Source organism: Rahnella selenatireducens (assembly GCF_046449555.1).
In the GTDB taxonomy this organism is placed as follows: Bacteria; Pseudomonadota; Gammaproteobacteria; order Enterobacterales; family Enterobacteriaceae; genus Rahnella; species Rahnella selenatireducens.
The window spans coordinates 25,504-42,107 of record NZ_JBKEZJ010000005.1 but is presented as its reverse complement, the minus strand read 5'-3'; the positions used below and the strand labels follow the sequence as shown (position 1 = coordinate 42,107).

Here is a 16,604-nt window from a genome sequence, read left to right as displayed (position 1 = left end):
TAATGACGACATTGAATCTGAATACCCTCTCCGCCCGCATCCGTGCTCATAAAGAAGCACTGATCCACATCGTGAAACCGCCGGTGTGTACCGAACGTGCACAGCACTACACGCAGATTTATCAGCAACAGGCGGATAAAGCGCTGGTCGTCCGCCGCGCGCTGGCACTGGCTGAACATCTCAGGAAGCGGACTGTCTGGATCAAACATGACGAGCTGATCGTCGGGAATCAGGCCAGCGAAGTACGTGCCGCGCCGATTTTTCCTGAATACACCGTCGGCTGGATTGAAAAAGAAATTGATGCGCTGGCCGACCGGCCGGGAGCCGGTTTCGCGGTGAGTGAAAAGAATAAGAATGTCCTGCACGAAATTTGCCCGTGGTGGCGCGGGCAGACGGTGCAGGATCGTTGCTACGGCATGTTTACCGATGAGCAGAAAGCGCTGCTCGACAGCGGCATCGTCAAAGCCGAAGGCAATATGACATCCGGCGATGCCCATCTGGCGGTGAATTTCCCGCTGCTGCTCGAACTGGGGCTGGACGGATTACGCCATAAAGTCCATGAACGCCGCAGCCGCATTAATCTGACCGACTGGGAAGATTTGCATAAAGAGCAACTGCTGAAAGCTATTGATATCACGCTGTCCGCCGTCAGCGATCACATTATTCGTTTCGCTAATCTGGCGCAGGAAATGGCCGCCGCCGAGCCGCGTGAGAACCGTCGCGATGAGCTGCTGGCGATTGCCGCGAACTGCCACGCGATTGCCCATCAGCCTCCGGTCAGCTTCTGGCAGGCGTTGCAGTTATGCTATTTCATCCAGCTGATTTTGCAGATCGAATCCAACGGACACTCCGTTTCATTTGGCCGCATGGATCAATATCTCTATCCGTTCTATCGCCGTGACGTCGAACTTGAGCAAACGCTGGAGCGCGGCCACGCCGTTGAGCTGCTGCAAAGCTGCTGGCTGAAACTGCTGGAAGTGAACAAGATCCGCTCCGGCACGCACTCCAAAGCATCGGCGGGCAGCCCGTTGTATCAGAACGTCACCATCGGCGGTCAGAAACTGCATCACGGCGTGGCGTCCGACGCGGTTAACCCGCTCTCCTACGCCATTCTGGAATCCTGCGGTCAACTGCGTTCCACGCAGCCAAACCTCAGCGTGCGTTATCACGCGGGGATGAGCAGCGATTTTCTGGATGCCTGCGTGCAGGTGATCCGCTGCGGTTTCGGGATGCCCGCATTTAACAACGATGAAATTGTCATCCCTGAATTCATCAAACTCGGTGTTGAGAAAGAAGATGCTTACGATTACGCCGCCATCGGCTGCATCGAAACCGCCGTCGGCGGGAAATGGGGCTACCGCTGCACCGGCATGAGTTTCATCAACTTTGCCCGCGTTATGCTGGCCGCGCTGGAACAGGGGCAGGACGTCAAAAGCCATACGCAATTTCTGCCACAGGAACGCGGGCTGTCTAAAGGCAACTTTGAAAACTTTGAGCAGGTTTTCGCGCAGTGGGATGAGCAAATCCGCTACTACACGCGTAAATCGATCGAAATCGAATGCGTCGTCGATACCGTTCTGGAAGAAAACGCACAGGATATTTTGTGCTCTGCGCTGGTCGATGACTGTATTGAGCGCGGCAAAACCATCAAGCAAGGCGGCGCGAAATACGACTGGGTTTCCGGCTTACAGGTCGGGATTGCCAATCTCGGCAACAGTCTGGCGGCGGTCAAAAAACTGGTCTTCGAGCAGGGTTCCATCGGGCAGCAGGAACTGGCGGATGCGCTGGCTTCCGACTACGACGGGCTGGACGGCGAGCGTTTACGTCAGCGGCTGATCAACGGCGCGGATAAGTACGGCAACGACCATGACGGCGTGGATAATCTTCTGGTACGCGCCTATCAGTGCTACATCGACGAGCTGTCGAATTATCACAACACGCGTTTCGGACGCGGCCCGATTGGCGGAACGTACTACGCCGGGACCTCGTCGATTTCCGCTAACGTGCCGTTTGGCGCGGCGACCACGGCGACACCGGACGGGCGTAAAGCGTTCACGCCGCTGGCCGAAGGCGCGAGCCCGGCATCCGGCACAGACCATCTTGGGCCCACGGCGGTGTTTAACTCGCTGGGGAAATTACCGACCGAGGCTATCCTCGGCGGCGTGCTGCTGAATCAGAAACTCAATCCGGCATCGCTGGAAAATGAAACCGACCGCCAGACGCTGATGCTGATGCTGCGGACGTTCTTTGAGGACCATAAAGGCTGGCACGTGCAGTACAATATTGTGTCCCGCGAGACGTTGCTCAAAGCGCGCGAGGAACCGCAAAACTACCGGGATCTGGTGGTGCGCGTGGCCGGTTATTCGGCATTCTTCACCGCTTTATCGCCGGAAGCGCAAGATGATATTATCGCGCGGACGGAACATACGTTGTAATCTTCGAAACAGATTTCACTTCAGCTGACGGGCAGCCTGCGCTGCCCGTATTTTTGGGCACTTATGAACGACAGACAGCAAGTCATTTTGCAATGGGTAAACGATAAACAGCGGATCAGCGTGAGCGAGCTGTCGCAGATTTGTCAGGTTTCAGAAGTGACGATCCGTCACGATCTTAATCAGCTGGAGCAACGCCATTATCTGCGCCGTGCGCACGGTTTTGCCGTTGCGATCCAGACGGATGATGTCGATACCCGAATGATGTCGAACTTCGCACAGAAGCAAAAACTGGCAAAATTCGCGGCGTCGTTAATCCGGGATGGCGAAACAGTATTTTTCGAAAGCGGCAGCAGCATTGCCCTGCTGGCGCAATATCTGGCGGACAAAAAGAATCTCACGGTGATCACTGTCAGCAGTTATGTGGCGTCGTTACTGAAAAGTATGCCGTGTGACGTGGTGCTGCTCGGCGGAATGTACCAGAAGACCAGCCAGACGGTGGTCGGCCCGCTCACAAGATTGTGTTTGCAGCAGATGAATTTCAGCAAAGCCTTTATCGGGATTGACGGATTTACTGACATCACCGGTTTTACCGGCCGTGACATGTTGCGTGCCGACGTGGTGAATACGGTCGTGGCGAAAGGCGCGGAAAACATCGTCCTGACGGATTCCTCGAAATTTGGCCAGATCAATCTCAATCCGCTCGGCCCGGTCAGCGCTTTCAGTCATGTCATTACTGACGAAGCTCTGCCCGAAACGTTCTGCCAGCAACTGACCAACTCAGGCATAAAAGTCAGCCTCGTCGGCTGACTTCTTCATGTGATTTTCCAGGTACGACGCGGATTACTGCCCATAGTAGGCATTCTTGCCGTGCTTACGCAGATAATGTTTATCCAGAAGCTGTGGCTGCATGTCCGGCAGCTGCGGCGTTAACTGGCGGGAGAAAATGCCCATGTAGGCGATTTCTTCCAGCACCACCGCGTTGTGTACGGCGTTATCGGCATCTTTCCCCCAGGCAAAAGGCCCGTGCGAATGCACCAGCACCGCCGGAATATCCGCCGGATCGAGGTTACGTTCCGCGAACGTTTTAACGATCACTTCGCCGGTTTCCCACTCGTAGCGCCCGGCGATTTCGGCTTCGGTCATTAAGCGGGTGCAGGGAATGTTGCCGTAAAAATAATCCGCATGTGTGGTGCCCCAGGCCGGAATATCAATCCCGGCCTGTGCCCAGATGGTCGCATGGCGGGAATGGGTATGCACAATGCCGCCCGCCTGCGGGAAGTTGAGGTAGAGCACGCGGTGCGTATCGGTATCAGAAGACGGTTTCTTGCTGCCTTCCACAATTTTCCCGGTTTCCAGCTCCACCACCACCATGTCATCGACGGCCATATGATCGTATTCCACGCCCGACGGTTTGATGACAACGAGCCCCTGCTGGCGATCCACGGCGCTGACATTTCCCCATGTAAAGGTCACCAGATTATGGCGCGGCAGTGCCAGGTTGGCCTCCAGTACCTGCTGTTTCAGTTGTTTAAGCATCTCGGTTTCCTCATCTGTCGATGCTTTATTGTCTGGTCGGCGGGCGGGTGCCGGTATGGGACAAATAGCTAAAGAGTGCGTACGGATCTGCTGCAAACGCGAAAGTGCCCGTTTATACCGCATTCAGGGCGCTCAGGTGCGATGCTTTAGTTAATTGTGTGGTGAGAGTGCGGCTTGATGGTGAATTAAGATTATTCACCTAGTGAATGGATACTAATTTCTCTATTTTTTAGTTAACGGATGCAAAAGTGCGTCCGGATGAGTCGAATTATGAATAAAGGTTCGGAACAGCTCAAAAATTCATAAGTTGTGTGAAGGATCACCAGGTGAAATACAGTGAGAACGCTGCAAGTTACCTATACTTATCGATGATGCTGAACGTTAATCCTTTGAGGAAGATAACTATGATGCTCGTAAATAAACGCGTTGCCAGTATTGCACTGGTTCTGACTCTTGCGATGTCTGTTACTGCTTGTGGTAACTGGTCTAAACGTGACCGTAACACGGCGATTGGTGCCGGTGCCGGTGCACTTGGTGGTGCGGTTCTGACTGACGGAAGTACTTTAGGTACGTTAGGCGGCGCAGCAGTGGGTGGTATTGTGGGTCATCAGGTCAGCAAATAAGAACAGATAAAAAAACAGTTAGACGCTGCGCTAACCAATAGCGCAGCGTCTTGTTCTATTAGCCACCGGCCAGTTTGACTTTCATGCCTTTCGCTTCAAGCAGTTGCTTGAGCAAATCACGCTTATCACCCTGAATTTCGATGACGCCGTCTTTCAGCGCGCCGCCGCAACCACATTTTTTCTTCAGTTCAGCCGCCAGTTTTTCCAGCGCCGCATCGTCGAGATCGACGCCGGTGATCAGACAAACGCCCTTCCCTTTGCGGCCGCTGGTCTGACGCGCAATGCGAACAATGCCGTCACCTTTCGGACGCGCCACAACGGCTTTCGGCTCGTCGATTCTGCCGGTGTCGGTGGAATACACCAACCGGCTGTTGTTGTCGTTACTCATAAATTCTCCTGCTTAGCGCAGTGATGCACGGATATCACGCAGCGTTTGCGCCGGATCGGCGGACTGCGTAATCGGACGGCCAATCACCATGTAATCCACACCCGCCGCCAGCGCTTCCTGCGGGGTCATCACGCGGCGCTGATCGTCGGCTTTGCTGCCTGCCGGGCGGATCCCCGGCGTGACCAGTTTGAACTCCTGCCACAGCGCCGATTTAAAGCGTGTGGCTTCCTGCGCGGAACACACAACGCCGTCCAGCCCGCAGTCACGGGTCAGGCACGCCAGACGTTCGGCGTAATCTGCCGGAGATAACGTGATGCCCAGATCTGCCAGATCGCTGCCTTCCATGCTGGTCAGCACGGTGACAGCAATCAGTAACGGTGCGTCTTTACCAAACGGCAGCAACGCTTCTTTTGCTGCGGTCATCATGCGCGCACCGCCGCTGGCGTGTACGTTGACCATCCACACGCCCAGCTCCGCCGCAGCGGCAACTGCATGGGCCGTGGTGTTGGGGATGTCATGGAATTTCAGATCCAGAAAGACGTCAAAACCACGGGTCTGCAAATCTTTCACCATCTGCGGACCGAAATGCGTGAACATCTCTTTACCAATTTTCAGACGGCAATCACGGGGATCGATTTTATCTGCGAAAGCCAACGCGGCAGATTTATCGGCATAGTCGAGAGCGACAACAATAGGTGATGAATTTAAGTCTTTGTTATTAATGTTATTTTCTGACGTCATATCTTCAGCCTCTTGTGTTTTTTCATTTCAGGAAGGGAAAGCCTGTTTTCTGCCGCCCGCATTTTACATGGCAAAAGGTTGAATTCACAGCTACACATAATGTGACAGTTTTATTAAATTTTTGTGATGCACTAGACGCCGACACAACGCTGGCATAGCTTGTAACTTTACTCTAAGGAAAGGCTGAAAAATGAGTGAGATAACAACCCTGACCGTCAAAATTCCGGTTGAATTGAAAGAACTGATCAAGAACGCCGCCGCTGAGGCTGAGCATTCTTTAAGTGCGGAAGTGGCAGCACGTCTGGAAGAAAGCTTTAATCCGGCGGCACCTAAGGGGAAAAAGGCGTCGAAAGCCACCGAGCATGAGATTGATAATCAGCATCTTGCTGAAGATTCTGAACCTGCGCTGACGGCAAAAGAAATCAAGAAACTGCGCACGTTGCTTAACGCACGCAAAACCACCGGTAAGAAGAAGTAACTCCCTCTCCTTTCCCTGAATAATTCGCGTTGCAACAAGATGATAACTGCATCTGCAACGCGAAGTATGACGGGAAAAATTATTGCCCGTCGAGACCACGTATTGGCTTGATCGTCGCCCAGCCGCGGCATGACGGACAATGCCAGTACAGCGAATGCGCTGTAAACCCGCATTTGTGGCAGCGGTAACGCGGTTTTGTGCGGATCTGTTCACCCACCATGTCCCGCAGCAAAACCAGACTCTCTTTCGCCCTGCCTTCTTCTGCATCGGCCAGATGGTAATCCATCAGGTGATGGAAGACGCGCATGGTCGGATGACGTTGCAGCTGGCGGTTAATGTAGTTCTGCGCCGTTTCACGCCCTTCTTCCTGCTGGATGATTTCTGCCAGCATCAGTTCTGCCGTCGCGCCGGTGTTTTCATCGACACAGCGCTTGAGGAACTCTGCCCAGCCCAGCGTATCTTTCAGGTTCTGGTAGCATTCCTGCATCATCGGCAGCGCTTCACTGACCAGTTCTTTGTCCTGCTCGAGGACGCGTTGCAGGGCATCAACCGCTTTACGGTATTCGCCCTGCGCCAGGAAAATACGCCCCTGCATGATAGACACGCGGGCACAAAGTTTATCGGCCACTGCGGCCTTTTTCAGCAGGCCGGTGGCTTTATCAAAATCGTCAGAAACGATCGCCAGCAGCGCCAGTTCGCACCAGAAATGCGCGATTTCTTTGCGTCGGTTTTCTTTGCCCAGCTTGACCAGACGCTCGGCCACATCGATGGCATTCTGCCAGTCGCTGGTCGCCTGATGGATAATCAGCAACTGTTCCAGCGCAAACAGCTGGTAGTCCTGCTCTTTCACCAGCTGGTTAAACATGTCTTCCGCTCGGTCATAAAAACCGGCAGCCATGTAATCGCGCCCCAGCTGCTGTACGGCGAGCAAACGCTGTTCGAAGGTCAGCGAGGCACTTTCCATCAGCGACTGGTGGATGCGGATGGCGCGATCAACTTCGCCACGGGAGCGGAACAGGTTCCCCAGAGTCAGGTGCGCTTCGACCGTACTGCTGTCCTCTTTCAACATCTCAAGGAACAGGTCGACCGCTTTATCCTGCTGGTTGGAAAGCAGGAAGTTAACCCCTGCTACGTATTCACGCGACAGGCGGTTAGCATTTTCCTGTTTGTCCTGCTGAGAACTTCTGCGCCCCATGTACCAGCCATAGGCGGCCGCAACGGGCAACAACAGAAACAGCAGTTCTAACATAGAGGGTTATTCCTTGCTGACATCATAAGATGCTGCTGGCGGCGTAACGGCAGCCGCGGGTTCAATTTGTTGTTCAAGGCGTTTGATTTTCCGCTGGGCACGCCCGAGAGATAAACGGACACGCAGGTAAAACAAACCGCAGATGACCCAGCCGAGAATAAAACCGGTGGCAAAGAGCACGGCAAGCAGTGTGGAAACACGATAGTCACCCTGCGCCAGCAAATAATTAAAGGTCACAGTCTGGTCGTTATGGGCACCCAGAGTGATAGAAATCACCACGATGACCAGCAAAAATAAAAAAATCAGCAGATATTTCACATTCATTCCTGTAATGCCGGATGTACCGGATGAATTATGCCAAAAACTCTCGTCCCGACCTAATAAGTTAGCATTTCCAAACAAAGCTGGGAAACATTGCAGAGGCTTTACATGCAGGTTGTTGGAACTTCGTGCAACTTTTGCGGCGTGTCGCAAATATCGCTGCAATTTGCGATATGGAAGAGATATGGGGGCGAAAGCAATGAATTAAAGGGGTTTTGTTAAACCCCTTTGAAATTACAGGTGTTTAATCTCCGTCGCGTTGGGCGATTTCCTGATTTTCCGCCGGTGGCGGCGTCAGCGAACCGATATAGCGTTCGGTCAGCCAGCAGGCCAGTGTCACCAGGATCCAGCTGATACCGACGGACGCCATCAGGTCACGCGGCCAGTGCATCCCCAGCATCAGACGGCTACCCATCACCACAACCGCCCATACCATCAGGAAAGTGACCGTTTTGTAGTGTTTACGCCGCCACAGCAGCCCGATACCCAGTAATGCCCAGGTCGCGGCGAACATAGTATGGCCGGAAGGAAATGCATAGCCGGTGTCGTTTTGCCAGCTTTTGTTCAGCCAGTGCGGGATCTGAGCGTTATCGCCAAGAACATCTTTGACCTGCTGGCTGCGCGCTTTGCGTTTCAGGCCGTAAAATTCCTCAACGTTCATCTGATGGTCAGTTCCCAGCCAGGCCACATAAGGGCGTGGTTCGCGCACCTCCCCTTTGATGTAAGTCTTAGCTGACTGACCGACCAGAAGCGCCACCGAAATCATCAGCACCAGCCCTATCGCCGCTTTGAGACGAAAGCGCAGGCACCATAAAAACCACCCGCACAGGATTACCGTGGTTAAAATTCCCCAAGGCTGACTGACCGTTTCGGTGACCCAATAAAGCGGGAGTAAAATTGACGGATTACCGCCCGGCGTCCATACCCAGCCACTGAGCCAAACCGCTGCGGGCATCAGTAACAAAAGAACAGCCCCGAATGCGGTGCGTCTGGCGATATCAAACATAGTCGTCCCTTCCGTCATTATAAAAGAGTTGGAGTGTAGCAATGTTGTTACCGCTTCACATTCCCTAAGCGGGGATTGTTGAAGAAGCGGTTATAATTCATAAGTTATGAACTAATCGTTCAAATATTCGCGCTAAAAACCGCGCCAATCTGTGGCAAAATAACGCCCTGTCGTGATGGAAAGGCACCGATTCCCTATCCAGAGGCCGCATCTGAACGTAGGATGCGCATCAACAAGTAAAATACTCACTGTAAATGAAGACACTTTGTGGTTTTTTTGGAGCGTAAAATGCAGCTGAAACGGGTGGCAGAAGCCAATCTGCCAACACCTTGGGGCGATTTCCTGATGGTGGGTTTTGAAGAATTGGCCACCGGGCACGACCACCTGGCGTTAGTTTTTGGCGACATCAGCGGTGAAACAGCGGTTCTCGCGCGTGTTCACTCTGAATGTCTGACCGGCGATGCCTTATTCAGCCTGCGCTGTGACTGTGGTTTTCAGCTCGAAGCCGCACTCAATCACATCGCCGAAGAAGGCCGAGGCATCCTGATGTATCACCGTCAGGAAGGCCGTAACATCGGTTTGCTCAACAAAATCCGCGCTTACGCTTTGCAGGACAAAGGCTACGATACCGTCGAAGCCAACCATCAGCTCGGTTTTGCGGCTGATGAACGCGACTTCACCCTGTGCGCGGATATGTTCAAGTTACTGGGCGTTGATTCTGTCCGCCTGCTGACCAACAACCCGAAAAAGGTCGAAATCCTGACTGAAGCCGGCATTAATATCACCGAGCGCGTGCCGCTGATCGTGGGCCGTAATCCGGAAAACGAACGTTACCTGTCTACCAAAGCCGCCAAAATGGGCCACCTGCTCGATAAGTAATTTTTTCAGGATATGACAGAAATATTAAGGGCACCTTAACGGTGCCCTTTTTCATGGATTTTTGGCGGGAAAAAGATTCAGAGCATTTTGCGGATCACGTAATGCAGAATGCCACCGTTCTGGAAATAAGTCAGTTCGTTGCCCGTATCAATACGGCAGCGCGCGTTGACCGTTTGCGTATGCCCGTCGGCAAAAGTGATGTGTACTGCAACGTCCTGCCCGGGCGTCAGGGTTTGTAATCCCCGGATACTGATCTGCTCATCGCCGGTCAGTTTCAGGGTTTTGCGGGTCACGCCCTGCGGGAATTCCAGCGGTAAAATCCCCATGCCGATCAGGTTAGAGCGGTGAATACGTTCGAAAGATTCCGCAATTACCACGCGAACACCCAGCAAGCGCGGCCCTTTCGCCGCCCAGTCACGGCTCGATCCTGAACCGTACTCTTTACCGGCGATCACTGCCGTCGGCACGCTTTCATGCTGATATCTCATCGCCGCATCGTAAATCGCCAGCTGTTCCTGCGACGGAATATGGCGGGTAAATCCGCCCTCCACGCCCGGCACCATTTCGTTTTTAATACGGATATTGGCGAACGTCCCGCGCATCATCACTTCATGGTTACCGCGCCGCGAACCGTAGGAGTTAAATGCCTTCGGCTCTACACCGTGCTGTTTCAGATACAACCCCGCCGGGCTTTCGGCTTTGATATTCCCGGCGGGCGAGATATGGTCGGTGGTAACGGAGTCCGCCAAAATCGCCAGAATACGGGCATCGTTGATGTCTTCCAGCGCGTCCGGCTCGACTTTCATGTCACTGAAGAACGGCGGATGGCGGATGTAGGTGGAATCTTCCTGCCAGGTGTAGGTCGGCGTGCCTTCAATCTGAATCGCCTGCCAGCTGGCATCACCGTTAAAAACTTCCGCATATTCTTTATGGAACATGGCCGTGGTCACCTGCCCGACCGCGTTGGCAATTTCTTCCGCCGACGGCCAGATATCTTTGAGATAAACTGGTTTGCCGTCCGCATCTTCCCCCAGCGGATCGTGGGTCAGATTGACGTTCATGTTCCCGGCCAGCGCGTACGCCACCACCAGCGGCGGAGACGCCAGCCAGTTGGTTTTGATCAGCGGATGAATACGCCCTTCGAAGTTTCGATTTCCGGAAAGCACCGCGCCGACGGTGAGATCCCCGGATTTAATGGCGGATTCAATCGGTTCCGGCAGCGGCCCAGAGTTACCGATACAGGTGGTACAGCCGTAGCCCACCAGATTGAAGCCGAGCTGTTCAAGGTATGGCATCAGACCGGCAGCATTCAGATAATCGGTCACCACTTTGGAACCCGGTGCCAGCGAGGTTTTCACCCACGGTTTACGGGTGAGCCCTTTTTCAGCGGCATTCTTCGCCAGCAAACCGGCTGCCATCAGCACGCTGGGGTTTGACGTATTGGTACAGGATGTGATGGCGGCAATTACCACCGCGCCGGTCGTGAGCGCGTAATGCTGCCCTTCCAGCGTGAAGGTTTCCTTGTCGCTGCGTCCCGGTTTACTGTTTCCCAACTCCAGTTCAGTGGCCGCTTTAAACGCTTTCGGCACATCCGGCAGCGCCACCCGATCCTGCGGACGTTTCGGGCCAGCCAGACTCGGTTCAACACTGCCCATATCCAGCGACAGCGTACTGGTGAATACCGGTTCGTCGCCCGCATTGCGCCATAAACCCTGCGCCTGCGAATAAGCTCTGACCAGTTCGATTTGCTCATCGCTGCGGCCACTCAGCTTCATATACCCGAGCGTGACGTCGTCCACCGGGAAGAATCCGCAGGTGGCCCCGAATTCCGGTGACATATTGGCGATCGTGGCGCGGTCGGCCAGCGGTAAATCCGCCAGACCGTCGCCGTAAAATTCAACAAATTTGCCGACCACGCCGTGCTTACGCAGCATCTGCGTGACGGTTAACACCAGATCGGTTGCGGTGATGCCTTCGCGTAATTTTCCGGTCAGCTTGAAGCCAACCACATCGGGGATCAGCATGGAAACCGGCTGACCTAACATCGCCGCTTCCGCTTCAATCCCGCCGCAGCCCCAGCCCAGGATCCCCAGTCCGTTAATCATGGTGGTGTGCGAATCGGTGCCGACCAGCGTATCCGGGTAGGCGACCGTTTTACCGTTCTGCTCTTCGTACCAGACGGTCTGCCCGAGATACTCCAGGTTAACCTGATGGCAAATCCCGGTGCCCGGCGGCACAACGCGGAAGCGGTTGAAGGCCTTCTGCCCCCAGCGGAGGAACTGATAGCGTTCGTTGTTACGTTCCATTTCCAGCCGGACGTTTTCGTCAAACGCTTCGTCATCACCAAATTCATCTACCGTCACCGAGTGGTCGATAACCAGATCGACAGGCGATAACGGGTTCACCTGGTCGACATTACCGCCGAGACGTTTTACCGCCTGCCGCATGGCGGCTAAATCCACCACCGCCGGCACGCCGGTAAAATCCTGCATCAGAACGCGCGCAGGCCGGTAAGCGATTTCACGATCGGCGTGGCCGGTTTTCTGCCAGCCGACCAGTTCGCGCAAATCACTTTCCGTTACGGTGTCGCCATCCACGTGGCGCAGTAAATTTTCGAGTAAAACTTTGAGGGATTTTGGCAGGCGCTGGAGTTCACCCAGCGTTTGGGCTGCGAGCGGCAGGCTGTAGTAATGAAACTCCTTGTTCTGGACTGCCAGTTTATCCAGACTTTTCTCACGAATATCGGACGACATAGCTTCTCCTTTTACTGCTCATTTCTCGCGCCTGCGTGGCTATCAGGGAATAACCCGCAAGCTTATAAGTGCATAGTTAAACATAACACAAAACTCGGTTAACATTTTCATAACAACACGAAGTGTTCATCAGGCAAAAAAAATCCCGCGACATTGTAAGACGTCGCGGGACGGAGATTTTCAGCGATGTGAACCGTTTTACTTCACCGGCAGTTTGATGTCTTTGAACATCTCTTCGATATCTTCGTTTGAGCGCAGGGCAATGGCGGTGTCAACCACGTCACGCGTCAGATGCGGAGCAAATCGCTGGATGAAATCATACATGTAGCTGCGCAGGAAAGTGCTGCGGCGGAAACCGATTTTGGTGGTGCTGTACGTGAAGATATCACGCGCATCGACCATCACCAGATCCGGATCCTGAATCGGATCGACTGCCATGCTGGCAATCACGCCGACGCCCAGCCCGAGACGGACGTAGGTTTTGATGACGTCAGCATCAGTGGCGGTAAAGACGATACGCGGCGTCAGCCCGGCACGGTTAAACGCCGTGTCCAGTTCAGAACGGCCGGTGAACCCGAAGGTGTAGGTGACAATCGGATACGCCGCTAACTCTTCGATGGTGACTTTATCTTTGCCCGCCAGCGGATGATCCGGCTGAACCACAACCGCACGGTTCCAGTGGTAGCAAGGCAGCATAATCAGGTCGTCGTAAAGGTGTAGCGCTTCGGTGGCAATTGCGAAATCCGCATTCCCTTTCGAAACCGCTTCGGCGATTTGCGTTGGCGAACCCTGATGCATGTGAAGTGAAACGCGCGGGTAGCGCTCGATGAAACCTTTAATGACGTTTGGCAGTGCGTAACGTGCCTGCGTGTGCGTTGTGGCGACGTACAGCGACCCTTTATCAGGATATGTATGCTCGCCCGCGACGGCTTTAATTGCGTCGACTTTAGACAGCACTTCGCGCGCGATACGAATAATCTCCTGCCCGGCGGGCGTAACCTGCGTCAGATGTTTACCGCTGCGGGAGAAAATCTGAATACCCAGCTCATCTTCGAGCATGCGCACCTGCTTACTGATCCCTGGCTGCGACGTGTACAGGCCTTCTGCCGTCGAACTGACGTTCAGATTGTGATTAACAACCTCTACGATGTAGCGCAGTTGCTGCAATTTCATATCTCATACCACCCTGGTTTCAAACCCTGTCACCATCCCTGTTCACCCGAAGCTGAACAGACTGGAAATGATTTTTATTGAATGCCCGAAGTCTGTATTACGCCGTTTATGTCAAAGACGTATTAGCTTATTACAAATGTGAATAAAAACAAATTTTATATAACAATTATATCAAGAATTGACACATTGTATAGCCAGATAACATAAGGATTACAGCAGGCAGTACTGCACTGAGAAGATATTCGCGAAGAACCTTTCGATGATAGATCTTTATGCAATAAAAAAACCAGCCCGAAGGACTGGTTTTTTACAATCGAATAACAATGGGTTTCATCTGGCTTCGACTAAATAATATTACTTCTTACCTTCGACCCATTTACCGTCGACATAAAATGCCGTCCAGCCAGTGGCTTTGCCGTCTTTTTCTGAAGACACGTACTGCTGCTTCGTTTTACGGCTGAAACGCACCATCGATTTATTGCCTTCCGGGTCGGCAACTGGCGCATCAGCCAGATAGCTCAGTTTTTCCGGCAGGCGATCTTTAAAGCGCTTCAGTTCTTCCACCAGCGGCGCACGGGTTTCGCGCGATTTAGGGAAAGTATTGGCCGCCAGAAAAACACCTGCCGCGCCATCACGTAAAACGAAATAGGCGTCAGACTTTTCACATTGCAGCTCCGGCAAGGGAACCGGATCTTCTTTCGGCGGCGCAACGTCACCGTTACGCAGGATCTTACGGGTATTTTTACACGCGTCGTTGGTACAGCCCATGTACTTACCGAAACGCCCCATTTTCAGGTGCATTTCAGAACCACATTTCTCACACTCAACGATCGGGCCGTCATAACCCTTGATACGGAACTCGCCTTCTTCGATTTCGTAGCCGTCACATTCCGGGTTGTTACCGCAGACATGCAATTTGCGCTGGTTGTCGATGAGGTAGCTGTCCATCGCCGTGCCGCATTTGCCGCAACGACGTTTAGCGCGCAGCGCATTGGCTTCCGCTTCATCACCTTCAAGGATGTTCAGAACTTCAGCATCCGCAATCAGGTTGATGGTGGTTTTGCAGCGCTCTTTCGGTGGCAACGCATAACCGGAACACCCGAGGAACACACCGGTGCTGGCGGTACGAATACCCATCGGGCGGCTGCACGTCGGGCATTCGATGCTGGTCAGTACCATCTGATTCGGGCGCATACCGCCTTCTTCAGGGTCTTTCTCGGCGGTCTCGAGCTGCTTGCTGAATTCAGTGAAGAACTCATCCAGAACCGCTTTCCATTCCGCTTTATTGTTCGCGACCTGGTCCAGCCCGTCTTCCATGCGCGCGGTGAAATCGTAGTTCATCAGTTCGCGGAAATTATCTTCCAGACGATCGGTGACGATTTCACCCATTTTTTCCGCATAGAAACGGCGGTTTTCAACGTGAACGTAGCCACGATCCTGAATGGTCGAAATGATCGACGCATAGGTGGACGGACGGCCAATGCCACGTTTTTCCAGCTCTTTCACCAGTGACGCTTCGCTGAAACGCGCAGGCGGTTTGGTGAAGTGCTGAGTTGGCAACAACTGCTGTAGTTCGAGTTCGGTGCCAACTTCAATTGCTGGCAGCGTTCTGTCTTCGTCGCCTTTACGCAACGCTGGCATGACTTTCGTCCAGCCATCGAAACGCAGCGTACGACCTTTGGCGCGCAGGGAATAATCGCCCGCTTTCACCGTCAGCGTGGTGGAATCGTACTGTGCCGGTGTCATCTGGCAGGCCACAAACTGACGCCAGATCAGCTGGTACAGGCGCTGCGCATCCGCTTCCATATCTTTGAGTTGCTCAGAAACCACGGCAACGTCAGAAGGACGGATCGCTTCATGCGCTTCCTGGGAATTCTCTTTGTTGCTGTACTGCAACGGCGCTTTCGGCAGGTATTTATCGCCAAAGTTTGTGCCGATGTAGCCGCGAACCATTTCTACGGCGTCCTGGCTCAGGTTAGTGGAGTCAGTACGCATATAGGTGATGTGACCGGCTTCGTAGAGACGCTGCGCCATCATCATGGTTTTCTTCACGCCAAAGCTCAGACGTGTACTTGCCGCCTGCTGCAACGTGGAGGTAATAAAAGGAGCGCCCGGTTTGCTGCTGGTTGGTTTATCTTCACGATCCACCACCTGATAACGCGCTTTTTCAAGGAGCGAAACAGCCGCATGGGTTTGCTCTTTATTCACCGGTTTGAACGGTTTATCCAGGTGATGCGTCACTTCCATTTGCAGAGCGGTTTCTTTCTTCGCCAGCAAATCCGCGTGCAACTCCCAGTATTCTTCCGGCACGAACGCCTTGATTTCTTTTTCGCGCTCAACCACCAGACGAACCGCCACGGACTGAACACGACCCGCGGATAAACCACGGGCAATTTTCTTCCACAGCAGCGGGGAAACCATGTAACCCACTACGCGGTCCATAAAGCGACGCGCCTGCTGAGCGTTAACACGATCGATATTCAGCTCGCCCGGTTCTTTAAACGCATTCTGAATCGCGTTCTTGGTAATTTCGTTAAATACAACGCGGCTGAAACGTTTTTCATCGCCGCCAATCACTTCCCGCAAATGCCAGGCAATTGCCTCTCCTTCGCGGTCAAGGTCGGTTGCGAGATAGATGTGGTCAGCTTTTTCCGCTAACGCTTTTAACTCAGCAACGACTTTTTCTTTACCGGGAAGTATTTCGTATTGCGCTTCCCAACCATGATACGGATCGACGCCCATGCGATTAACCAGCGCAGTTTTCTCATCCTTTTTTACTTTTTTCTTTGTTTTTTCTTCGGTTGAGTCGGCGGTCTTTTTAGCAGCGGATCCACTGGTCGGTAAATCACGGATATGACCGACGCTGGACTTAACCACGTAGTCATTTCCTAAATATTTATTAATCGTTTTGGCTTTTGCCGGGGACTCAACTATTACGAGAGCTTTACCCATAATTACCTTTACCTGAATGATTCTTCATCATCTGAAGAAGATTTTGTCTAGTTATGCCGCGGCACAATAA

At 53.2% G+C, this 16,604-nt stretch carries 14 protein-coding genes; 5 read left to right on the top strand and 9 right to left on the bottom strand.

Annotation, left to right across the window (positions count from 1 at the left end; translation table 11 throughout):
- Nucleotides 1–2: 2 nt before the first annotated feature.
- The gene (locus ACLBVC_RS09980; RefSeq protein WP_410149475.1) at nucleotides 3–2,435 is read left to right on the top strand and encodes a formate C-acetyltransferase/glycerol dehydratase family glycyl radical enzyme; all 2,433 of its coding nucleotides are present in this window, start codon (nucleotides 3–5) and stop codon (nucleotides 2,433–2,435) included.
- Nucleotides 2,436–2,498: 63 nt separating this feature from the next.
- The gene (locus ACLBVC_RS09975) at nucleotides 2,499–3,242 is read left to right on the top strand and encodes a DeoR family transcriptional regulator (RefSeq protein WP_410149474.1); all 744 of its coding nucleotides are present in this window, start codon (nucleotides 2,499–2,501) and stop codon (nucleotides 3,240–3,242) included.
- A 33-nt stretch (nucleotides 3,243–3,275) separates the two neighbouring features.
- On the opposite strand, the gene araD is transcribed toward ACLBVC_RS09975, so the two are convergent.
- Nucleotides 3,276–3,971 (bottom strand): L-ribulose-5-phosphate 4-epimerase, encoded by a 696-nt coding sequence (gene araD, locus ACLBVC_RS09970; RefSeq protein ID WP_410149473.1) that lies wholly within the window; start codon nucleotides 3,969–3,971, stop codon nucleotides 3,276–3,278.
- A 404-nt stretch (nucleotides 3,972–4,375) separates the two neighbouring features.
- Here araD and osmB point away from each other — a divergent pair, with 404 nt between their 5' ends.
- Nucleotides 4,376–4,594 (top strand): osmotically-inducible lipoprotein OsmB, encoded by a 219-nt coding sequence (gene osmB / locus ACLBVC_RS09965; protein WP_056780657.1) that lies wholly within the window; start codon nucleotides 4,376–4,378, stop codon nucleotides 4,592–4,594.
- 58 nt (nucleotides 4,595–4,652) lie between these two features.
- On the opposite strand, the gene yciH is transcribed toward osmB, so the two are convergent.
- Entirely contained in the window at nucleotides 4,653–4,982 is a 330-nt protein-coding gene (yciH, locus tag ACLBVC_RS09960) for a stress response translation initiation inhibitor YciH (RefSeq protein WP_410149472.1), read from the bottom strand.
- Nucleotides 4,983–4,994: 12 nt separating this feature from the next.
- Complete coding sequence (gene pyrF / locus ACLBVC_RS09955) at nucleotides 4,995–5,723, bottom strand: orotidine-5'-phosphate decarboxylase (protein ID WP_410149471.1); 729 nt, start codon at nucleotides 5,721–5,723, stop codon at nucleotides 4,995–4,997.
- A 190-nt stretch (nucleotides 5,724–5,913) separates the two neighbouring features.
- Between pyrF and ACLBVC_RS09950 the strand changes: the two genes are divergently transcribed.
- A complete protein-coding gene (locus ACLBVC_RS09950; RefSeq protein ID WP_410149470.1) occupies nucleotides 5,914–6,201 on the top strand; it encodes an Arc family DNA-binding protein in 288 nt (95 codons plus the stop codon).
- Between the two features lie 79 nt (nucleotides 6,202–6,280).
- On the opposite strand, the gene lapB is transcribed toward ACLBVC_RS09950, so the two are convergent.
- From lapB to pgpB, 3 genes are all read right to left on the bottom strand, one after another.
- On the bottom strand, nucleotides 6,281–7,450 hold the full coding sequence (lapB, locus tag ACLBVC_RS09945; RefSeq protein ID WP_410149469.1) for a lipopolysaccharide assembly protein LapB: 1,170 nt from the start codon (nucleotides 7,448–7,450) through the stop codon (nucleotides 6,281–6,283).
- Nucleotides 7,451–7,456: 6 nt separating this feature from the next.
- Nucleotides 7,457–7,768 (bottom strand): LapA family protein, encoded by a 312-nt coding sequence (locus ACLBVC_RS09940; RefSeq protein WP_152326349.1) that lies wholly within the window; start codon nucleotides 7,766–7,768, stop codon nucleotides 7,457–7,459.
- Nucleotides 7,769–8,015: 247 nt separating this feature from the next.
- Nucleotides 8,016–8,777 carry a phosphatidylglycerophosphatase B gene (pgpB, locus tag ACLBVC_RS09935; RefSeq protein ID WP_410149468.1) on the bottom strand — a complete coding sequence of 254 codons (762 nt, stop codon included), beginning with the start codon at nucleotides 8,775–8,777 and terminating at the stop codon, nucleotides 8,016–8,018.
- A gap of 288 nt (nucleotides 8,778–9,065) precedes the next feature.
- Between pgpB and ribA the strand changes: the two genes are divergently transcribed.
- Nucleotides 9,066–9,656, top strand: coding sequence for a GTP cyclohydrolase II (ribA, locus tag ACLBVC_RS09930; RefSeq protein ID WP_410149467.1), 591 nt, complete (start codon nucleotides 9,066–9,068; stop codon nucleotides 9,654–9,656).
- Between the two features lie 77 nt (nucleotides 9,657–9,733).
- Here ribA and acnA read toward each other — a convergent pair whose 3' ends face one another.
- From acnA to topA, 3 genes are all read right to left on the bottom strand, one after another.
- A complete protein-coding gene (acnA, locus tag ACLBVC_RS09925; RefSeq protein ID WP_410149466.1) occupies nucleotides 9,734–12,409 on the bottom strand; it encodes an aconitate hydratase AcnA in 2,676 nt (891 codons plus the stop codon).
- A 198-nt stretch (nucleotides 12,410–12,607) separates the two neighbouring features.
- Nucleotides 12,608–13,582, bottom strand: coding sequence for an HTH-type transcriptional regulator CysB (cysB, locus tag ACLBVC_RS09920; RefSeq protein ID WP_410149465.1), 975 nt, complete (start codon nucleotides 13,580–13,582; stop codon nucleotides 12,608–12,610).
- A gap of 354 nt (nucleotides 13,583–13,936) precedes the next feature.
- On the bottom strand, nucleotides 13,937–16,534 hold the full coding sequence (topA, locus tag ACLBVC_RS09915; RefSeq protein ID WP_410149464.1) for a type I DNA topoisomerase: 2,598 nt from the start codon (nucleotides 16,532–16,534) through the stop codon (nucleotides 13,937–13,939).
- Nucleotides 16,535–16,604 lie beyond the last annotated feature (70 nt).